Annotated in this window: 15 protein-coding genes; 12 read left to right on the forward strand and 3 right to left on the reverse strand. The window is 45.3% G+C overall.

The window, feature by feature from the left end; all coding sequences use genetic code 11:
* The first annotated feature begins 67 nt into the window (after positions 1 to 67).
* The 5 genes from C3B73_RS02960 (at position 68) to C3B73_RS02980 (ending at position 4,494) form a co-directional block, all read left to right on the forward strand.
* Positions 68 to 412, forward strand: coding sequence for an AtuA-related protein (locus C3B73_RS02960; protein WP_103664146.1), 345 nt, complete (start codon positions 68 to 70; stop codon positions 410 to 412).
* Positions 413 to 547: 135 nt separating this feature from the next.
* Positions 548 to 2,098: a hypothetical protein gene (locus C3B73_RS02965; protein ID WP_103664147.1), complete on the forward strand. Its 1,551-nt coding sequence runs from the start codon at positions 548 to 550 to the stop codon at positions 2,096 to 2,098.
* Entirely contained in the window at positions 2,083 to 2,841 is a 759-nt protein-coding gene (locus C3B73_RS02970) for an ABC transporter ATP-binding protein (RefSeq protein ID WP_103664148.1), read from the forward strand. The genes C3B73_RS02965 and C3B73_RS02970 overlap by 16 nt, the downstream gene beginning before the upstream one ends.
* A gap of 68 nt (positions 2,842 to 2,909) precedes the next feature.
* Positions 2,910 to 3,599 carry a hypothetical protein gene (locus C3B73_RS02975; protein WP_232802962.1) on the forward strand — a complete coding sequence of 230 codons (690 nt, stop codon included), beginning with the start codon at positions 2,910 to 2,912 and terminating at the stop codon, positions 3,597 to 3,599.
* A gap of 7 nt (positions 3,600 to 3,606) precedes the next feature.
* Positions 3,607 to 4,494: a mechanosensitive ion channel family protein gene (locus C3B73_RS02980; protein WP_103664150.1), complete on the forward strand. Its 888-nt coding sequence runs from the start codon at positions 3,607 to 3,609 to the stop codon at positions 4,492 to 4,494.
* On the opposite strand, the gene C3B73_RS02985 is transcribed toward C3B73_RS02980, so the two are convergent.
* Positions 4,470 to 4,940, reverse strand: coding sequence for a GAF domain-containing protein (locus C3B73_RS02985; protein ID WP_103664312.1), 471 nt, complete (start codon positions 4,938 to 4,940; stop codon positions 4,470 to 4,472). The two genes, C3B73_RS02980 and C3B73_RS02985, sit on opposite strands and share 25 nt — an antisense overlap.
* Positions 4,941 to 5,080: 140 nt before the next feature.
* Between C3B73_RS02985 and C3B73_RS02990 the strand changes: the two genes are divergently transcribed.
* The 7 genes from C3B73_RS02990 to C3B73_RS03020 all read left to right on the forward strand — a co-directional run bounded on the left by C3B73_RS02990 (position 5,081) and on the right by C3B73_RS03020 (position 12,175).
* Positions 5,081 to 5,755, forward strand: a complete 675-nt coding sequence (locus C3B73_RS02990) for a MarC family NAAT transporter (protein WP_103664151.1) — start codon at positions 5,081 to 5,083, stop codon at positions 5,753 to 5,755.
* Positions 5,755 to 6,201, forward strand: coding sequence for a DinB family protein (locus C3B73_RS02995; protein WP_103664152.1), 447 nt, complete (start codon positions 5,755 to 5,757; stop codon positions 6,199 to 6,201). Before C3B73_RS02990 ends, C3B73_RS02995 begins: the two co-directional genes overlap by 1 nt.
* 92 nt (positions 6,202 to 6,293) lie before the next feature.
* Positions 6,294 to 7,640 carry an alanine/glycine:cation symporter family protein gene (locus C3B73_RS03000; protein WP_103664153.1) on the forward strand — a complete coding sequence of 449 codons (1,347 nt, stop codon included), beginning with the start codon at positions 6,294 to 6,296 and terminating at the stop codon, positions 7,638 to 7,640.
* Between the two features lie 177 nt (positions 7,641 to 7,817).
* Entirely contained in the window at positions 7,818 to 8,249 is a 432-nt protein-coding gene (gene tnpA / locus C3B73_RS03005; protein ID WP_103664154.1) for an IS200/IS605 family transposase, read from the forward strand.
* A 219-nt stretch (positions 8,250 to 8,468) separates the two neighbouring features.
* A complete protein-coding gene (locus C3B73_RS03010) occupies positions 8,469 to 10,886 on the forward strand; it encodes a zinc-dependent metalloprotease (protein ID WP_232802964.1) in 2,418 nt (805 codons plus the stop codon).
* Between the two features lie 102 nt (positions 10,887 to 10,988).
* The gene (aat, locus tag C3B73_RS03015) at positions 10,989 to 11,573 is read left to right on the forward strand and encodes a leucyl/phenylalanyl-tRNA--protein transferase (protein ID WP_103664155.1); all 585 of its coding nucleotides are present in this window, start codon (positions 10,989 to 10,991) and stop codon (positions 11,571 to 11,573) included.
* 215 nt (positions 11,574 to 11,788) lie between these two features.
* Positions 11,789 to 12,175 (forward strand): hypothetical protein, encoded by a 387-nt coding sequence (locus C3B73_RS03020; protein WP_103664156.1) that lies wholly within the window; start codon positions 11,789 to 11,791, stop codon positions 12,173 to 12,175.
* A gap of 437 nt (positions 12,176 to 12,612) precedes the next feature.
* Here the strand turns inward: C3B73_RS03020 and C3B73_RS03025 are convergent, their stop codons facing one another.
* Together C3B73_RS03025 and C3B73_RS03030 are read right to left on the reverse strand one after the other, a co-directional pair.
* Complete coding sequence (locus C3B73_RS03025) at positions 12,613 to 13,473, reverse strand: OmpA family protein (RefSeq protein ID WP_103664157.1); 861 nt, start codon at positions 13,471 to 13,473, stop codon at positions 12,613 to 12,615.
* Between the two features lie 2 nt (positions 13,474 to 13,475).
* Entirely contained in the window at positions 13,476 to 14,042 is a 567-nt protein-coding gene (locus C3B73_RS03030; protein WP_103664158.1) for a DUF4398 domain-containing protein, read from the reverse strand.
* Between the last annotated feature and the right edge of the window lie 360 nt (positions 14,043 to 14,402).

The raw sequence follows: 14,402 nt of genomic DNA on the forward strand, positions 1-14,402 counted from the left end.
TCAGATTGTGAACTCAGGCAAATCACGTTATCTTAGCAGTAAATTAAGACTTTAAAAATCAGTTCATATGCCAACGGTAAAACTCCTGAAAATTGCACACGGTCGCAGTGGCGACAAAGGAAATGGAAGTAATGTCGGGATCATTGCACGTCACCCTGAGATCTATTCCTTTCTTGAAAAAAACCTGACAGCCGACCGTGTAAAAGATCACATGAAACATGTGTGCAAGGGTGAAGTTGAACGCTATGAAATGCCAAATATCGGTGCCCTTAATTTTATACTGAATGAAAGTCTTGGCGGTGGTGGAACCGTATCCCTGAAACTAGATGCCCAGGGTAAAACCCATGCCTCTCAGGTTTTAAGAATGGATATTGACGTACCTGAAGAACTCCTGAAGCTGGTAGAAAATTAAGTTTCTGCCCATAGCCTATCACCACTTCTCATAAACGGCCGCTTTTATTTGAATTTTCAAATAGATTAAACAGTTCTATTATTTTATAATAATAGCGTACTGATTTTAAATAACTTCAATAAAAGCTACACCTCCTTGTTCTATAGGCTGCTGACGCTGAACTGGCGTATCTTTATTTCTAACCTGAACCGATTTCAGCTTTTGCTGACCATCGGCTACATCCTGTTTCTGGGGATCATGCTGGTGAACCTGATCGGTACGGCCATCGTGGTGGTATTGATGGATAGCCGCCCATGGATGCAGGTGGAACTGCCATGGCTGACTCCGGATATTTATAAGTTCATCCTCCTTGTCTTTGGAAATGCGTATTGGCTCATGCATTTCTCGTTCACCAACATGAGGCTCCTCAACATCGAAGAAAACCGGAAGCTTCTGGGATTTGGCTTTCCGCTGAAACGGCTGGCAAAATATCTGACCATCATTGGCTTTTGTCACCCCGTAAATATTATTTACAATTTTACCTGGGTGGTCTTCCTGATGATACAGGTCGACTTTGCCTATCAGATCCCGGTTGGGCTGGCGGCCATTGCCCTCAATTATGTACTTATCTATTCTGTGAAGCACCGCTTTATACGCGTGGTGGAAAAGAGATTCATTGCCGTAGTGATCGGTTTTCTCTTCCTAATCTTTGGACTGTTTCAGCTGGTTTCCCTTTTTGCCTCTAACTCAAGCCGCATCTTTGCAGAGTTCATACCCCAGGTAGAAACGGTGAATTATTTTCTTGGCTGGTTGCCGGGTGGTCTCATGATCCAAACGGTCACAGTAGAGTATGGTTGGCTGAATGCCGGTATCATATTTGTGTTTTCGACCATATTGGTTGGTCTTACCGTGATCGATCATTTCAACAAGACCAAGGAGGGATTGTTGAATCCGGGGCTCAAAAAAGCGGAAGAGGAAAGCAGTAAGCTCTGGCTCTTTCTCAGAAAGGTACTGGGAAGGAATGCCGGTAAATATTATTTCTATGTGATGAAGCATCCTTACAACCGGTTGCAGGTGCTTACGCTAACCGTTATTCCCATTGTGTACGTCCCGCTGTTATTGAACGTAGATTTTGAGATCGCCAAGACCATTCTCATACCAACCATACTTGCCGGCATACCGGTGGCCCTTTTAGCCATGGGTATGGCCAATATGTACGGCTATGAGAACCGGGAATTTCTTCTGCATCTTCAGTTTCCGATTAACCTGGAAAAGCAACTAAAAGAGCGATTTCTCGGAGTGATCGTTTTGCCACTGCTGGTGTTTTATTTGATCACCGTGTTTGAATTGCTCGTTATCCCCAAGATCGGTTCACCCTTGCAAATTTTTGTAGCCAATACTTTTTTCTTTTTGATGTTCATGCTGCTTTTTGTGTGGAGTTCTTACTTTCAATATCAACGGGCAACCTACTCCTCCTTCAGTTACAAACACCCGATCATTCCTCAGAAAGTTACCTTTGCCATCTCTTTCCTCATTTTTTCGATGGGTTACCTGGTGTTTGTACCCCTGGAAGGACTGGAATGGTACCGGCTCACGATTATGAGTACCGTTATTGTGATCATGGTGATCTACCTGTGGCGGCACATGGAAGTTTTAGTTAACCTGTTTAAAAACCGAGTATTGATGAGATTATGGAACGAGCTATAGAGATCAAACATCTGGTTAAATGTTATGAGGATGAACCGGTACTGAAAGACCTGAATCTTGAGGTCCCCAAAGGAAATATCTTCGGCTTGATCGGCCCAAATGGCGCCGGAAAAAGCACCCTGATCGGAGTGCTGACCGGTTTATTGAGTTTTGAGGAAGGATCTGTGGCTATCCACGATATGGAGCTGAATGCCAGAAACGAGCTGGAGATCAAGAAGATCATTGCTTCGGTCCTGCAGCCCCCCCTGTTATTTGAACAATTCACGAGCCTGGAGTTCATCGAATACGTTTGTGAGATCTACGAGATCGACAAGGATGGTTTGGTTGAAAAGGCCTATTCACTGATGGACTTTTTTGACATCAAGGACTTTGCCAAGATCAAGATCAACAAACTCTCATCAGGCAGCCGAAAGAAACTCGCTTTTGTCACGGCTGTTTTGGTTGAACCGAAATTAATGCTGCTGGATGAGCCCTTTGAATCGGTGGACGTCATTTCCATTGAGCGCATGAAGACGGTGATCAGGCGGCTGAAGGAAAAAGGAGTGACCATCATCATCACAAGCCACATTCTGGAAGTGGTTGAAAACCTGTGTGATGACATCGCCATTCTGCATCAGGGCAAGATCAAAGCCTATCTGGATTCAGTAAGTCGCAAGGAATTACAAAAAGATTCGAGCTTGCACGAGATCTTTGAAAAATATGTAGAGATTGAAAAGAAAGATCAGATCGTAGACTGGTTGTAGTCTTACACATCTCCCTCAAATATTGTATAATGGTCAGGTACGATCATTTAATAAAAATGGGGAGAATCATGAAATTTCTTATTCAATCAACTGTATTGGCCTTGCTTTGCTCATCGTTTGCGCTGGCTCAAAACCGACCTGATCCCGAGGTGCCACAGGGAGAAAATCTTGATGTTCCTGAGGGATGGGAAGTTCGTTTAGACCGTGATATGGACGATTTAGTCATAGGGTCAGATCCGGAATCATCTGACATTTATTTTGTGAATATGACTCCCGGCTGGCATATTACTTCAGGTCCTGCTGCAATTTACCACCACCCATCCAACACCGCTTCTGGTAGTTACGATATCTCTGCGGTTCTGCACCTGTTTGACCCCGGTGAGAGGAACAGAGAAGCCTTCGGTATTTTTATGGGAGGAAACGATCTTGATAACAACAATCAAAATTACCTCTATTTCCTGATCCGCAATACCGGAGAATTTCTGATCAAAGAGCGGATAGGCAGTGAAACTGAGGTCATTCAGAACTGGACCTCTAATGAATCCATTAATCTCTACACAGACGACCTGGAGGATTCATCCGCTCAAAACACACTAAGTGTATCAGTCACGGATTCAGATATTAAGTTTTATATCAATGACACAGAAGTTGCCTCTGTGCCGACTGATAATTACACAACCGACGGCCTTTATGGATTGAGGGTTAACCACAGTATTAACCTGCATATTTCAGACCTGACTTATACCTCACTTGATTAACTGATACATGACCTCATTTCGAGAAAAATTCGAGACCCAGATTCAACAGATCATTGAGTCTTTTCCTCAGATCCTTGGAGCGGTCGTGGCCATCATCATCTTCTTTTTTCTTGGAAGGCTGGTTAGCAATGGCATACATCAGATCCTCGGGAAGCGAAAAAGTACTGCTACCAAACAGACGCGTCAGATTCGCCGCATAATTCGCTGGGGATTCAATCTCATTGGCTTTTACATTGCCCTCAATATTCTCGGATTAACACAGGTAGCTATGAGTTTTTTAGCAGCCGGTGGTGTCGTGGCTGTGGTTCTTGGATTTGCCTTCCGTGAGATCGGCGAAAACCTGCTGGCCGGGTTTTTTCTCTCGTTCAGCCGGTCCTTTGATGTTGGCGATCTGATCGAAAGTAATGGATTGAGAGGCATTGTTAAAAGGATCGAGATCCGCGATGTGCACATCCGAACGGCGGACGGATGTGATATTTATATTCCAAGTGCCACCATCTACAAAAACCCGCTCCATAATTTTACCCGGGATGGGCTTCGCAGAACCGACTTCACCATTGGCATTGACTATGGGGACGACTTGGGGGAGGCCATTCAATTACTGCATAATACTCTCAGAAACAATCCATTGGTCTTGGATGATCCTGCCCCCGCTATTCAGATCTCGAATTTCACTCCCACCTACGTTGAGCTTCAGATCTATTTTTGGGTGAACCTCTTTGATACAGACCTGGATTTGTATGAAGTAAGATCTCGCATCATGGATGCAAGCCATCAGTCCCTTTCAGATAAAAAATATACTTTCAGCTCTAATGTTACCACCGCTATCGATATGCTGCCTGTTCAGGTACAGATCGGGGACAAGAAAGATCAGAATTCGGATTCTACCAGTTGAGCGATCTGTTCCAGCAGTGTTCGTTGCGCTTTGGTGATCGAGCCGCGGGTATTGGAATCAATATCGATCTGAGCTACAAAGGTATCACCCTTCATTATCGGAACCACGATCTCAGATTGCACATCCACGCTGCAGGCTATGTAGTTATCTTCTTCATGCACATTCTGAGAGATAAAGGTCTCGTGTGATACAGCTACCTGCCCGCAAATTCCACGCCCAAAGGGAATGCGTGCATGATCCGTAGGTTCCCCCACATAAGGACCTAAATGCAACTCTTCTTTTCCCTCCGGATCTGCAAAATAAAAGCCTACCCAGTCGAAGGTATCTACCTCCCTCTCAAGTAACTTACAGATCTCAAGCAGTTTTTCATCCCGGGCTGTGTTTTGGCAGAGAATGGTTTTAGTCTCAGTTAAGATGTGATCAATAGTTTGTTCTGTCAGGCTCATTCTTTTAATCAAAAAGTATAGAATAAAAAGGAGTTCAGGTATTTCAACCCGGTTAAATAATATAAAGCCAAAGTTAAGCTTTACCGGATGCAAAAACATCTTCTTTAAAATCAAAAAAAGCTCCTTATCTTTGGAGCTCTATGGAAGAATTTTTTAAAGATATCATTCCCTTTTCCACACTCTTTATGAGTGCGCTTGGGCTGTTTGCAGCGAGCTTTTCCTCCCTGTTCTCAGTGGTCAATCCCTTTGCGGCCATGCCTATCTATATTTCGCTGATGGAAGGGCACACGGACTCAGAAAAAATTCGCACGGCCCGAAAAGCCAGCACGTACATGTTCTTCGTGCTCATCATCTTTTTGTTGATCGGTACTTTTATCCTGAGCTTTTTCGGTATCAGCCTGCCCGGTATTCAAATTGCCGGCGGACTTGTGATCGTGCGTTCAGGATTCTCCATGTTAAGTCCCCAGAACGGTGGCAAGAAACTCACCAAAAAGGATCAGGAAGCCGCCATGGAAAAAGAGGACGTCTCTTTCAGCCCGCTTGCCATGCCCCTGCTTTCAGGACCGGGAAGTATCGCGGTTGTGATCGGTTTTGGCTCCGAAGCACAGGGGATCACTGATTATATCGTCAATGGCGTGGCGGTATTTGCCACAGCCTTTCTGGCTTATCTTATTCTTAGAGTTTCACCTAAACTCGTTAAATACATTGGCAGTTCAGGCATGTCGGTCATCACGCGTATGATGGGTTTCATTGTACTTGCCATTGGTGTGCAGTTTGTGATAAACGGTATTTCCAAGTTTTACGGCATTGGGTGATGGATCCCGAAAAAATGCTGAGATACGACAACTGGGCAAACACCCGTATCTTTAGAGCATTTAGTAACCTTGATCCTTCACAAGAAAAAAGTGAGATCCGAAAATTACTGGCCCATCTGTTAACGGCACAACGCGTTTGGGTGAACCGCATAAAAGGCGAACCCGCTCCCACTGAGATCTGGCCTGATCTTTCCGTTGAAGAACTGGTAAACCTTCTGAATGAAAATCCACCTTTGCTCCTGTCACTCATTCCTGACAAGGATCTGTCGGTCGAATATCAAAACTCAAGGGGTGAGTCCTTTCAGAATTCTGTCGAGGATATTTTGATGCACCTTATCATTCATGGTCAGCACCACCGTGCTCAAATCGCCAGCTTATTGAGAACCACAGGTGCAACCCCACCGGCAACTGATTTCATCTTTTTTCTTCGCACATTAGAAAATTAGCTGTCCGTTAGTTAGTTTCTATGCTTAATTGCAATTAAACGGACATCACTCTGCAACTGCTCGAAGAATATTTAGCGGCCTTTTCCTCTTTCATGTGGGGATACCCCCTCGTCATCCTATTGGTTGGTGGCGGACTTTGGTTTTTGATCTACTCCGGTTTCACCCCTTTCAAATTCTTCTTCCATGCCATTGATCTGGTTCGGGGAAGGTATGATAATCCGGACGATCCCGGTGATATCAATCACTTTGAAGCACTTTCAACGGCCCTGGCTTCCACGGTTGGTATGGGGAACATCAGTGGGGTTGCCGTAGCTATCTTTATGGGTGGGCCCGGGGCTCTCTTCTGGATGTGGATGAGTGCCATTGTTGGAATGGCCACCAAATTCTTTACCTGTACGCTTTCCATCATGTACCGGGGTGAAGACAGCAAAGGTAAAATTCAGGGTGGGCCCATGTACGTTATCCGGGAAGGCCTGAACAAAAAATGGATGCCCCTGGCGTATTTATTTGCCCTGGCCGGACTATTTGGTCCCCTACCCATCTTTCAAACCAATCAGCTGGTTCAGATCTTAAGAGATTTTGTGTATATCCCGAATGGCTGGGTTGAAGCTGATGCAGCCTTTTCCGGAAACCTGATCACCGGAATTGCTTTGGTCGGGCTGGTATCACTCGTGATATTTGGCGGGATCACCAAGATCGGTAAAGTGGCCTCCAAACTCGTACCTGCCATGGTGGTGATCTACTTTGTATCCGTGGTATTTATTCTGGCCGTTCATATCGGAGATGTTCCATACTATCTGGGACTGATCGTTTCAGATGCCTTTACCGGTAAAGCAGTAATGGGCGGAGCTGTTGGACAGCTGATCATCATCGGTATTCAGCGTGCAGCTTTCTCAAACGAAGCAGGAATCGGTACGGAGTCACTGGCTCACGGTGCATCCAAAACCAAAGAACCGGTCAGGGAAGGACTCGTAGCCATGATGGAGCCGGCCATCGATACGCTGATCGTATGTACGATGACCGCTCTTGCCATTCTGGTAACCGGAGTGTGGCAAACCACCGAAGCCAACGGTGTCACACTCACCCTGAATGCCTTCAATGAAGCCTTACCCACCTTTGGAACCTATCTGCTGATGATCTCAGTATTTACCTTCAGCGTCAGTTCGATGCTGTCCTATTCCTACTATGGCTCCAAATGCCTTGGGTTTCTCATCGGTGCCGAGAAGCAACATCTTTACAATTACTTCTATGTGTTCTCCATCATCTTCGGTGCCGTAGCCTCGCTTGATGCCGTGATCAATCTGATCGATGGAATGTTTGCCCTGATGGCGGTCCCTACAATGATCTCAGCCCTGCTGTTGTCTCCAAAAGTCAGAGCTGCGTCTGTAGATTACTTCAAGAGACTCAGAGCCGGCGAGTTTAAAGAATTCAAGAAGTGATGTAAATTGCCCCGGCCTTCAGGCCGGTGGTGCTAAAGAAACCCATATTACATCGAGTTTTTTTTAAAAGGACTGAAGTCCTGAAGGGCGGAGCAATTTTTTGGGGCCAATACTTTACTTTTATTTTATTCATTCTATTTTTCCTGAGGGTACAAATAATAATCAGGAGTAAGAGATATGCCTTATATAAGAATGTATGGACACTTTGTGTGGGCTACAAAGAGTCGAAAAAAGCTACTCAGTATTGAAAACAAAGATCTATTGTGTGAACACATCAGGGAATATGCCAGATCTAAAAATATTCAACTCCTGAACATTAATGGCTGGCATGATCATTTGCATGCTATCATTTCCCTTTCATCCGATCAGAATATTGCTACAATCATGAACCTGATCAAAGGTGAATCATCATTTTGGGCCAATAGAAACTTAAAGCTCCCTGAAAAATTTGGCTGGCAGGAAGAATATTTTGCCGTTTCAGTAAGTCAATCACAGCTCAAACAATTAAATCAATACATAGATCGTCAGGAAGAGCACCATATGATCAAATCATTCAAAAATGAGTATGATGAATTCATTAAAAAGTACAATTTCGATGTTATGATTTGAATTGATCATTTTTGCTCCTGTCTTAAGTTTTGCTCCGGCCTTCAGGCCGGTGATGACTATAATTGAATAGTGTAGGGCTTTAGCCCTTTACGGTTGTTAAACTCTGTACCCGAAGTTTTTGCCACTTTCCTTACCGCTTCATCTTTTGCATATTCTGAGCTGATTCTCTATTCAACATTCATCCCGTGCATTCGGGGATAATTCCAAATTCTCAGTCTTATGAAGCGAACACTACTTTTCCTGATCATGGCTTTGGTTTCATTTCAGGCCTTTGCCCAACTCCCAACTATTTCAGAAAAAACTGAAGGACTAACCAAAACCGAAGGCTTTTTCGATTACTATTATGATGAAGCCAAAGATCAGCTGTGGCTCGAGATCGATAAACTGGAAACAGAGTTCATCTACGTAAATTCGCTTACAGCAGGAATTGGATCGAATGATATCGGACTGGATCGTGGGCAGCTCGGCGATACCCGCATTGTTTATTTTGAGCGACGCGGGCCAAAGGTGATGATGATACAACCCAATTATGGCTTCAGGGCAGAGACGGATAATGCTCTTGAGAAAAAATCCGTACAGGAAGCCTTTGCCAAATCCATTCTCGGCGGATTTGAGATCGCGGCTGAAGAAAATGGAAAAGTACTCATCGACCTCACCCCATTTTTGATACAGGATGCTCATGGTGTCACTAATTCACTGCGCCGCTCCAATCAGGGTTCGTACAGTTTGGATAAGAATCGCTCGGCCTTGTACTCCGAAGGAACCATGAACTTCCCGAAGAACACCGAATTTGAAGTCACCTTAACCTTTGCCGGAAGTAATCCCGGTGGCTGGGTTCGCTCCGTGGTTCCAACCCCAGAGGCGATCACGGTTCGCCAGCATCATTCATTTGTACAACTCCCCGATGACGGTTACGAAAAAAGAGAATATGACCCACGTGCCGGCTATTTCGGGATCACCTATCAGGATTATGGCACCCCTATTGATGAGCCGCTTGTAAAACGATATATCTCCCGCCATCGTCTTGAGAAGAAAGATCCCGGTGCACGTTTAAGTGAACCTGTAGAACCGATCGTGTATTACCTGGATAACGGAACGCCCGAACCGGTCAGAAGCGCCCTCCTGGATGGTGCCCGCTGGTGGAATCAGGCTTTTGAAGCAGCCGGCTATAAAGATGCTTTTATCGTTAAGGTACTTCCTGAAGATGCTCACCCCCTGGATGTTCGATATAATGTCATACAGTGGATCCACCGCTCAACCCGTGGCTGGTCGTATGGTTCGTCCGTGCGTGATCCGCGAACGGGTGAGATCATTAAAGGGCATGTATCACTCGGTTCACTCCGTGTCCGTCAGGATTTCCTGATCGCGGAAGGGCTTCTCGCTCCTTATGCCGATGAATCTAAGGAAAACACTATGATGCAAGAAATGGCCCTCGCCCGGATCCGACAGCTTTCAGCCCACGAAGTGGGTCATACCATCGGGATCGCGCACAACTTTGCGGCGAGTGTTACCAACGATGCGTCCGTGATGGATTACCCACATCCCCAACCCAAAATTGTGAATGGCGAGATCGACCTTTCTGATCCGTATGATGTTGGGATCGGTGAATGGGATAAGATGGCGGTTTCCTACGGTTATCAGGACTTCCCGGATGGAACCGATGAAAAAGCAGCTCTTAACGAAATTCTGAATGAAGCCTACAATTCAGGCTTAAAGTACATCTCTGATCAGGATGCACGCCCACAGAGCGGAGCTCACCCCTATGCGCACCTATGGGAGTTTGGGAGTGATCCGGTTGAACAACTTCCAACCATCATGGAGATCCGCAAAACCGCCCTTGATAATTTTGGGGAAGCAAATCTTGAAAACGGACGACCCCTGGCTGAACTTCAGGATGTGCTCGTGCCCATTTACCTGTTCCATCGGTATCAGGTTGAGGCCACTTCTAAACTGATCGGCGGACTGGATTATACTTATAAAGTTAAAGGAGATGATCAGGCATATCCTGAAATTGTGGAACGCACAACACAAGAAGAAGCCCTGAATGCCATGCTGGCTACTATTTCTCCTGAAGCATTGGCATTACCGGAAGAGCTTTTGGAGATCATTCCTCCGCGGCCGGCCGGACTTGGATATTCCCGTGAGTTATTCAGTGGGAATACCGGACCTGCCCTTGATGTGCTCGGCATTGCTGAAACGGCTGCCGATCTGCCGGTCAGCTTAATACTGAATCCGGATAGAGCCAATCGTCTGGTGGAATATTCTGCCAGAACCGGCAACCTAAGCCTTGATGAGGTATTAGATGCACTCATCAATACAAGCTGGGATCAAAATTCACCAGAAGGATATTTGGGTTCCGTTCACCGTGTGGTGAAACATGTGGTCCTTAAAAATATGATCGCACTGGCCACATCAAACAGTGCCAACCCGGTAACAAAGGCTATTGTATTTGATAAGCTCACCGATCTAAAGGTCGAGCTTTCACTAAACTCAAATAATATTGCTGATAACAAGTATGCGGTTCATTTGATCGATCAATTTCTAAATAATCCTGAAGAATTTGAGGTTGAAGATGCTCCGGCTCCCCCTCCAGGTTCCCCTATCGGCAGTGGCGGCATGTACTATTGTGAGTTTTAAAAAAATATGGTGTTACAGTTCGAAGGTGTTGCGGTGTTATGGTATGCTTTGGCAGTACCATAACACCGTAACACCAAAACACCATCGCACTAACCACTAACTATGCGCATCCTTCCACCCGAAAATCTGCTTGAAGCTTATGCACAGGGCATCTTCCCTATGGCAGAAAGTAAGGAGGCTGAAGATGTCACCTGGTACACGGCCAGAAAGCGGGGCATTATTCCCATCGGCAAATTTCACACTTCGGATAACCTGGCTCGTATCATTCGTCAAAAGCGTTTCGAGGTTCGGATCAATCATAACTTTCGTGAGGTCGTCAAACAATGTGCTAATCGGGATTCCACCTGGATCAACGACCTGATCATCAATTCCTACGATGTGTTGAATCAGTATGGCAATGCCTTTAGTGTGGAATGTTATAGGGATGGCCAATTGGTGGGCGGTTTGTATGGAGTAAAACTCAAAGCTGCTTTTTTCGGGGAGAGCATGTTCAAAAAAGAGAAATGGGCTGATAAAGTAGCTTTGTTCTACTGCCATGAAATTCTTCAGAAGAATGGGTTCTTGCTGTGGGATACTCAGTTTTACACCGATCACCTGGCTCAATTCGGCTGCATTGAAATTGAAGCTGGAGAATATGACCAAATGCTGGATGAGGCCTTGAAAAAAGATTGTGAGTTTAAATTTTAGTGTTAATGTGCGAAGGTGTTACAGTGTTATGGTTGTTGCCTTTAGCACACCATAACACTGTAACACCAAAACACCATCGCACTCAAATACATAAAAAAAGCCACCCCGGAGTATAAATCAAAAACTCACCTCCGAAGCAGCTATTTGGATAGGATACTCATTACACTGATATTAAAACGAATGGTTACACCAAAAATGTAAAACTATTTTCACCCATGAATCTCAGGTACAAACCAAACAGGCACCTGGATCGATTGCACAAGATCCTGAACTTTGATGTCAGTGACAGCTTTCCAGGACCCTCTTTTCTGTTTCTGGATGCTGTATCCCGAGCGGGAATTTTTGCAGCGGTGATCTCGACTCCAGTCATATTATGGGATCTGTATAAGTTAAACCGATACGGCTGGCTGATCTCTTTTGTCCTGTTTATAGTTTTACCGACCCTTGCGTTCTACACCATGTTTGATCTCATCGGATGGCTGAATGTATTGGTCCTTTTTCCCCTGCTTTTTTTGGGAGTGTACTATTACATCCTTCGCCTCACCATTCCCAACTGGCGGGAACCGATCTTTACCACCACCCCCGGTTCAGATTACGAGTAAGTTCAGGAGTAGGTTATTCATAAACGAGATAATTCCATCATTCGGCTCAGCCTGATGAAGAGAAGTTTTTATTTTGAGAGAGCCGGGTGATGGAATGCGTTATGGGCTCGGATGGGCAATCAACCACCATCCATCACCCCGTTTTTCATCGGTACTATAACAGACCTCCGCTTCGGGAAAACGGAATGATGGATTATAGCACCCCTCTAGAACACCAGCCTTAAGCGGTACACATTTTTTCTAATTTTACAATGATACCGTCCCTAGCGGGACGAACGTTAGTCGTCAGATAAACTCAGGGATTTGATATGAACATTTTGATCTTTTTCCCGAATCAAATTCCATCATTCGGCTCAGTTCAAATGGAAAAAGTAATTTGACTCTGCGAGAGCCGGGTGATGGAATGGGCTAACTTAAGGTAAGAAGTCTTAATCGAGTTACTGATTACGTTGGGTTACTACCCCATTTTCATCTGATATAATGATCTCAACCCTTCTGTTTTGTTGTCGCCCTGCCTCATTCATATTCGTTGCTACCGGATATTGTTCACCATACCCAATGGTTTGAATTCGCTGTGCTGAGATACCATTCCTGACGATGGCCATTTTCAAAGCATCAGCCCGCCGCTGAGATAAAGTTCTATTGTATTCTTCCGAACCGACACTGTCTGTGAAGCCCTCGATCTGTATGGTCCGTTCGGGATACTCGTTCAGGAAATTTGATAACTCCTGAACCACATTTGAAGCACCGGGTTTAAGGTTCGCACTGTCAAAGTCGAAGAGTACATCCCTCAGTGTTAGCACCATCCCTCTTTCGCTTTGTTTAGCTTCCATCTCGCTCAACCGATTTGCCAGATCTTCGGCCTCACTTCTTGTTTTTTCCACTTCTTCGAGAGCTTCCTTGGCTCGCTGTTCTGCTGCCACAGCTTCTGCCCTTCGTGCTTCGATCAAAACTCTTTGGCGTTCTGCTTCGGCACGCCCCACTTCATCCTGAGCTGCATTTAGTTTAGCCGTCTCCCGTGCAATTTTAGTTTTTTGCTGGGCAATGTATGCGTAGTGTTCCACATATTTCGCATCCCCTTTCTCTCTCCATATCTGCTGACTCTGTTCCAGGGCTTCTTCAGCTTCCTTCAAAGCTACCGGAGCTTTCATCACAATCAGTGAATCATTTTCAGCCACCCGATAAGATTCCTCAGCCTGAACAAGCAGTGGATTGTTTTGAGGTGGGCCGCCACAGCCAATTAAGATCACACTTAATGTTACTATTGCCCCGTAGAGTAGTTTGTGTGAATAATCCATGATCAATTTTGCTCCCTGTTAATGTTTTTCCGAATCTCTTCCTGAAGTACCCGAATGCTTTCCCTTAGCTGATCCACGGCCTGCTGCGATTTAGAGGACAGAGTTTTAATCTGAGCCAGCTCCGCATCAACCATCGCTTTCTCAGCTACTAATTCCGCTTCCTCGTACTCTTCCTCATTGACCAGCTCCCTGGCTTTTTCCAGTTTTTTGCGGGCTTCGCGAAGTTCAAGCGGAGCATAATTCTCTGCGCCCACCTGTTCTGCCTGCTTTATGGATGTTTCAAGTTGTGTGAGTTGCTGTGAGGGAGGTTTGGTACTTGCACATGCCCCCATTATCAGGAAAAGAACTGCCGGTATAATCCAGTGTTTTATCATTTGTATCCGTTTGATCTGAGAGTTATTTATCTCTAATCCAACTTTCCTGAGTTTGTTCCCGGATGGTTTGGCAAGTACCTCTCTTCGTGCCGACCTGTCTCCCGACAAAGGCAATCGCAGAGCATCTGCACTAGGCGATGTGTTGGTGCAGGGGCTCAATCCCGGCAAGCCTCCATCATTTGAAATATGTCCCATAGGGACATTATGTTTGTAAAAAAGAGAACCTAAAGACCGTGTGCCGTAGGTACACTATGAAGTCTTTGAGGCCTAAGCATATCGTACCTCCGGCACGAGCATCATAGCTGGAAGGTCTTTTTTACAATTATACCGTCCTTAGCGGGACGAAAATCAGTCATCAGATAAACTCAAGAGTTTGATCTTACCATCCTGACCGTTTCTCCAAATCAATTCCATCATTCGGCTCAGTTCAAATGGAAAAAGTAATATGAATCTGCGGGAGCCGGGTGATGGAATGGACTAAAGGGCTCCGAGGTTGAATCAACCACCATCCATCACCCGGTTTCTCATCGATACTACAACAGATCTCCGCTTCGG

The sequence above is a fragment of the Gracilimonas amylolytica genome (assembly GCF_002911695.1).
Classification (GTDB): Bacteria; Bacteroidota; Rhodothermia; order Balneolales; family Balneolaceae; genus Gracilimonas; species Gracilimonas amylolytica.

Coding starts and splice junctions, on each gene's coding strand:
- C3B73_RS02960 (WP_103664146.1), top strand. CDS start 68: ATGCCAACGGTAAAACTCCTGAAAATTGCACACGGTCGCAGTGGCGAC.
- C3B73_RS02970 (WP_103664148.1), top strand. CDS start 2,083: ATGGAACGAGCTATAGAGATCAAACATCTGGTTAAATGTTATGAGGAT.
- C3B73_RS02975 (WP_232802962.1), top strand. CDS start 2,910: ATGAAATTTCTTATTCAATCAACTGTATTGGCCTTGCTTTGCTCATCG.
- C3B73_RS02980 (WP_103664150.1), top strand. CDS start 3,607: ATGACCTCATTTCGAGAAAAATTCGAGACCCAGATTCAACAGATCATT.
- C3B73_RS02985 (WP_103664312.1), bottom strand. CDS start 4,940: ATGAGCCTGACAGAACAAACTATTGATCACATCTTAACTGAGACTAAA.
- C3B73_RS02990 (WP_103664151.1), top strand. CDS start 5,081: ATGGAAGAATTTTTTAAAGATATCATTCCCTTTTCCACACTCTTTATG.
- C3B73_RS02995 (WP_103664152.1), top strand. CDS start 5,755: ATGGATCCCGAAAAAATGCTGAGATACGACAACTGGGCAAACACCCGT.
- C3B73_RS03000 (WP_103664153.1), top strand. CDS start 6,294: ATGTGGGGATACCCCCTCGTCATCCTATTGGTTGGTGGCGGACTTTGG.
- tnpA (WP_103664154.1), top strand. CDS start 7,818: ATGCCTTATATAAGAATGTATGGACACTTTGTGTGGGCTACAAAGAGT.
- C3B73_RS03010 (WP_232802964.1), top strand. CDS start 8,469: ATGAAGCGAACACTACTTTTCCTGATCATGGCTTTGGTTTCATTTCAG.
- aat (WP_103664155.1), top strand. CDS start 10,989: ATGCGCATCCTTCCACCCGAAAATCTGCTTGAAGCTTATGCACAGGGC.
- C3B73_RS03020 (WP_103664156.1), top strand. CDS start 11,789: ATGAATCTCAGGTACAAACCAAACAGGCACCTGGATCGATTGCACAAG.
- C3B73_RS03025 (WP_103664157.1), bottom strand. CDS start 13,473: ATGGATTATTCACACAAACTACTCTACGGGGCAATAGTAACATTAAGT.
- C3B73_RS03030 (WP_103664158.1), bottom strand. CDS start 14,042: ATGGGACATATTTCAAATGATGGAGGCTTGCCGGGATTGAGCCCCTGC.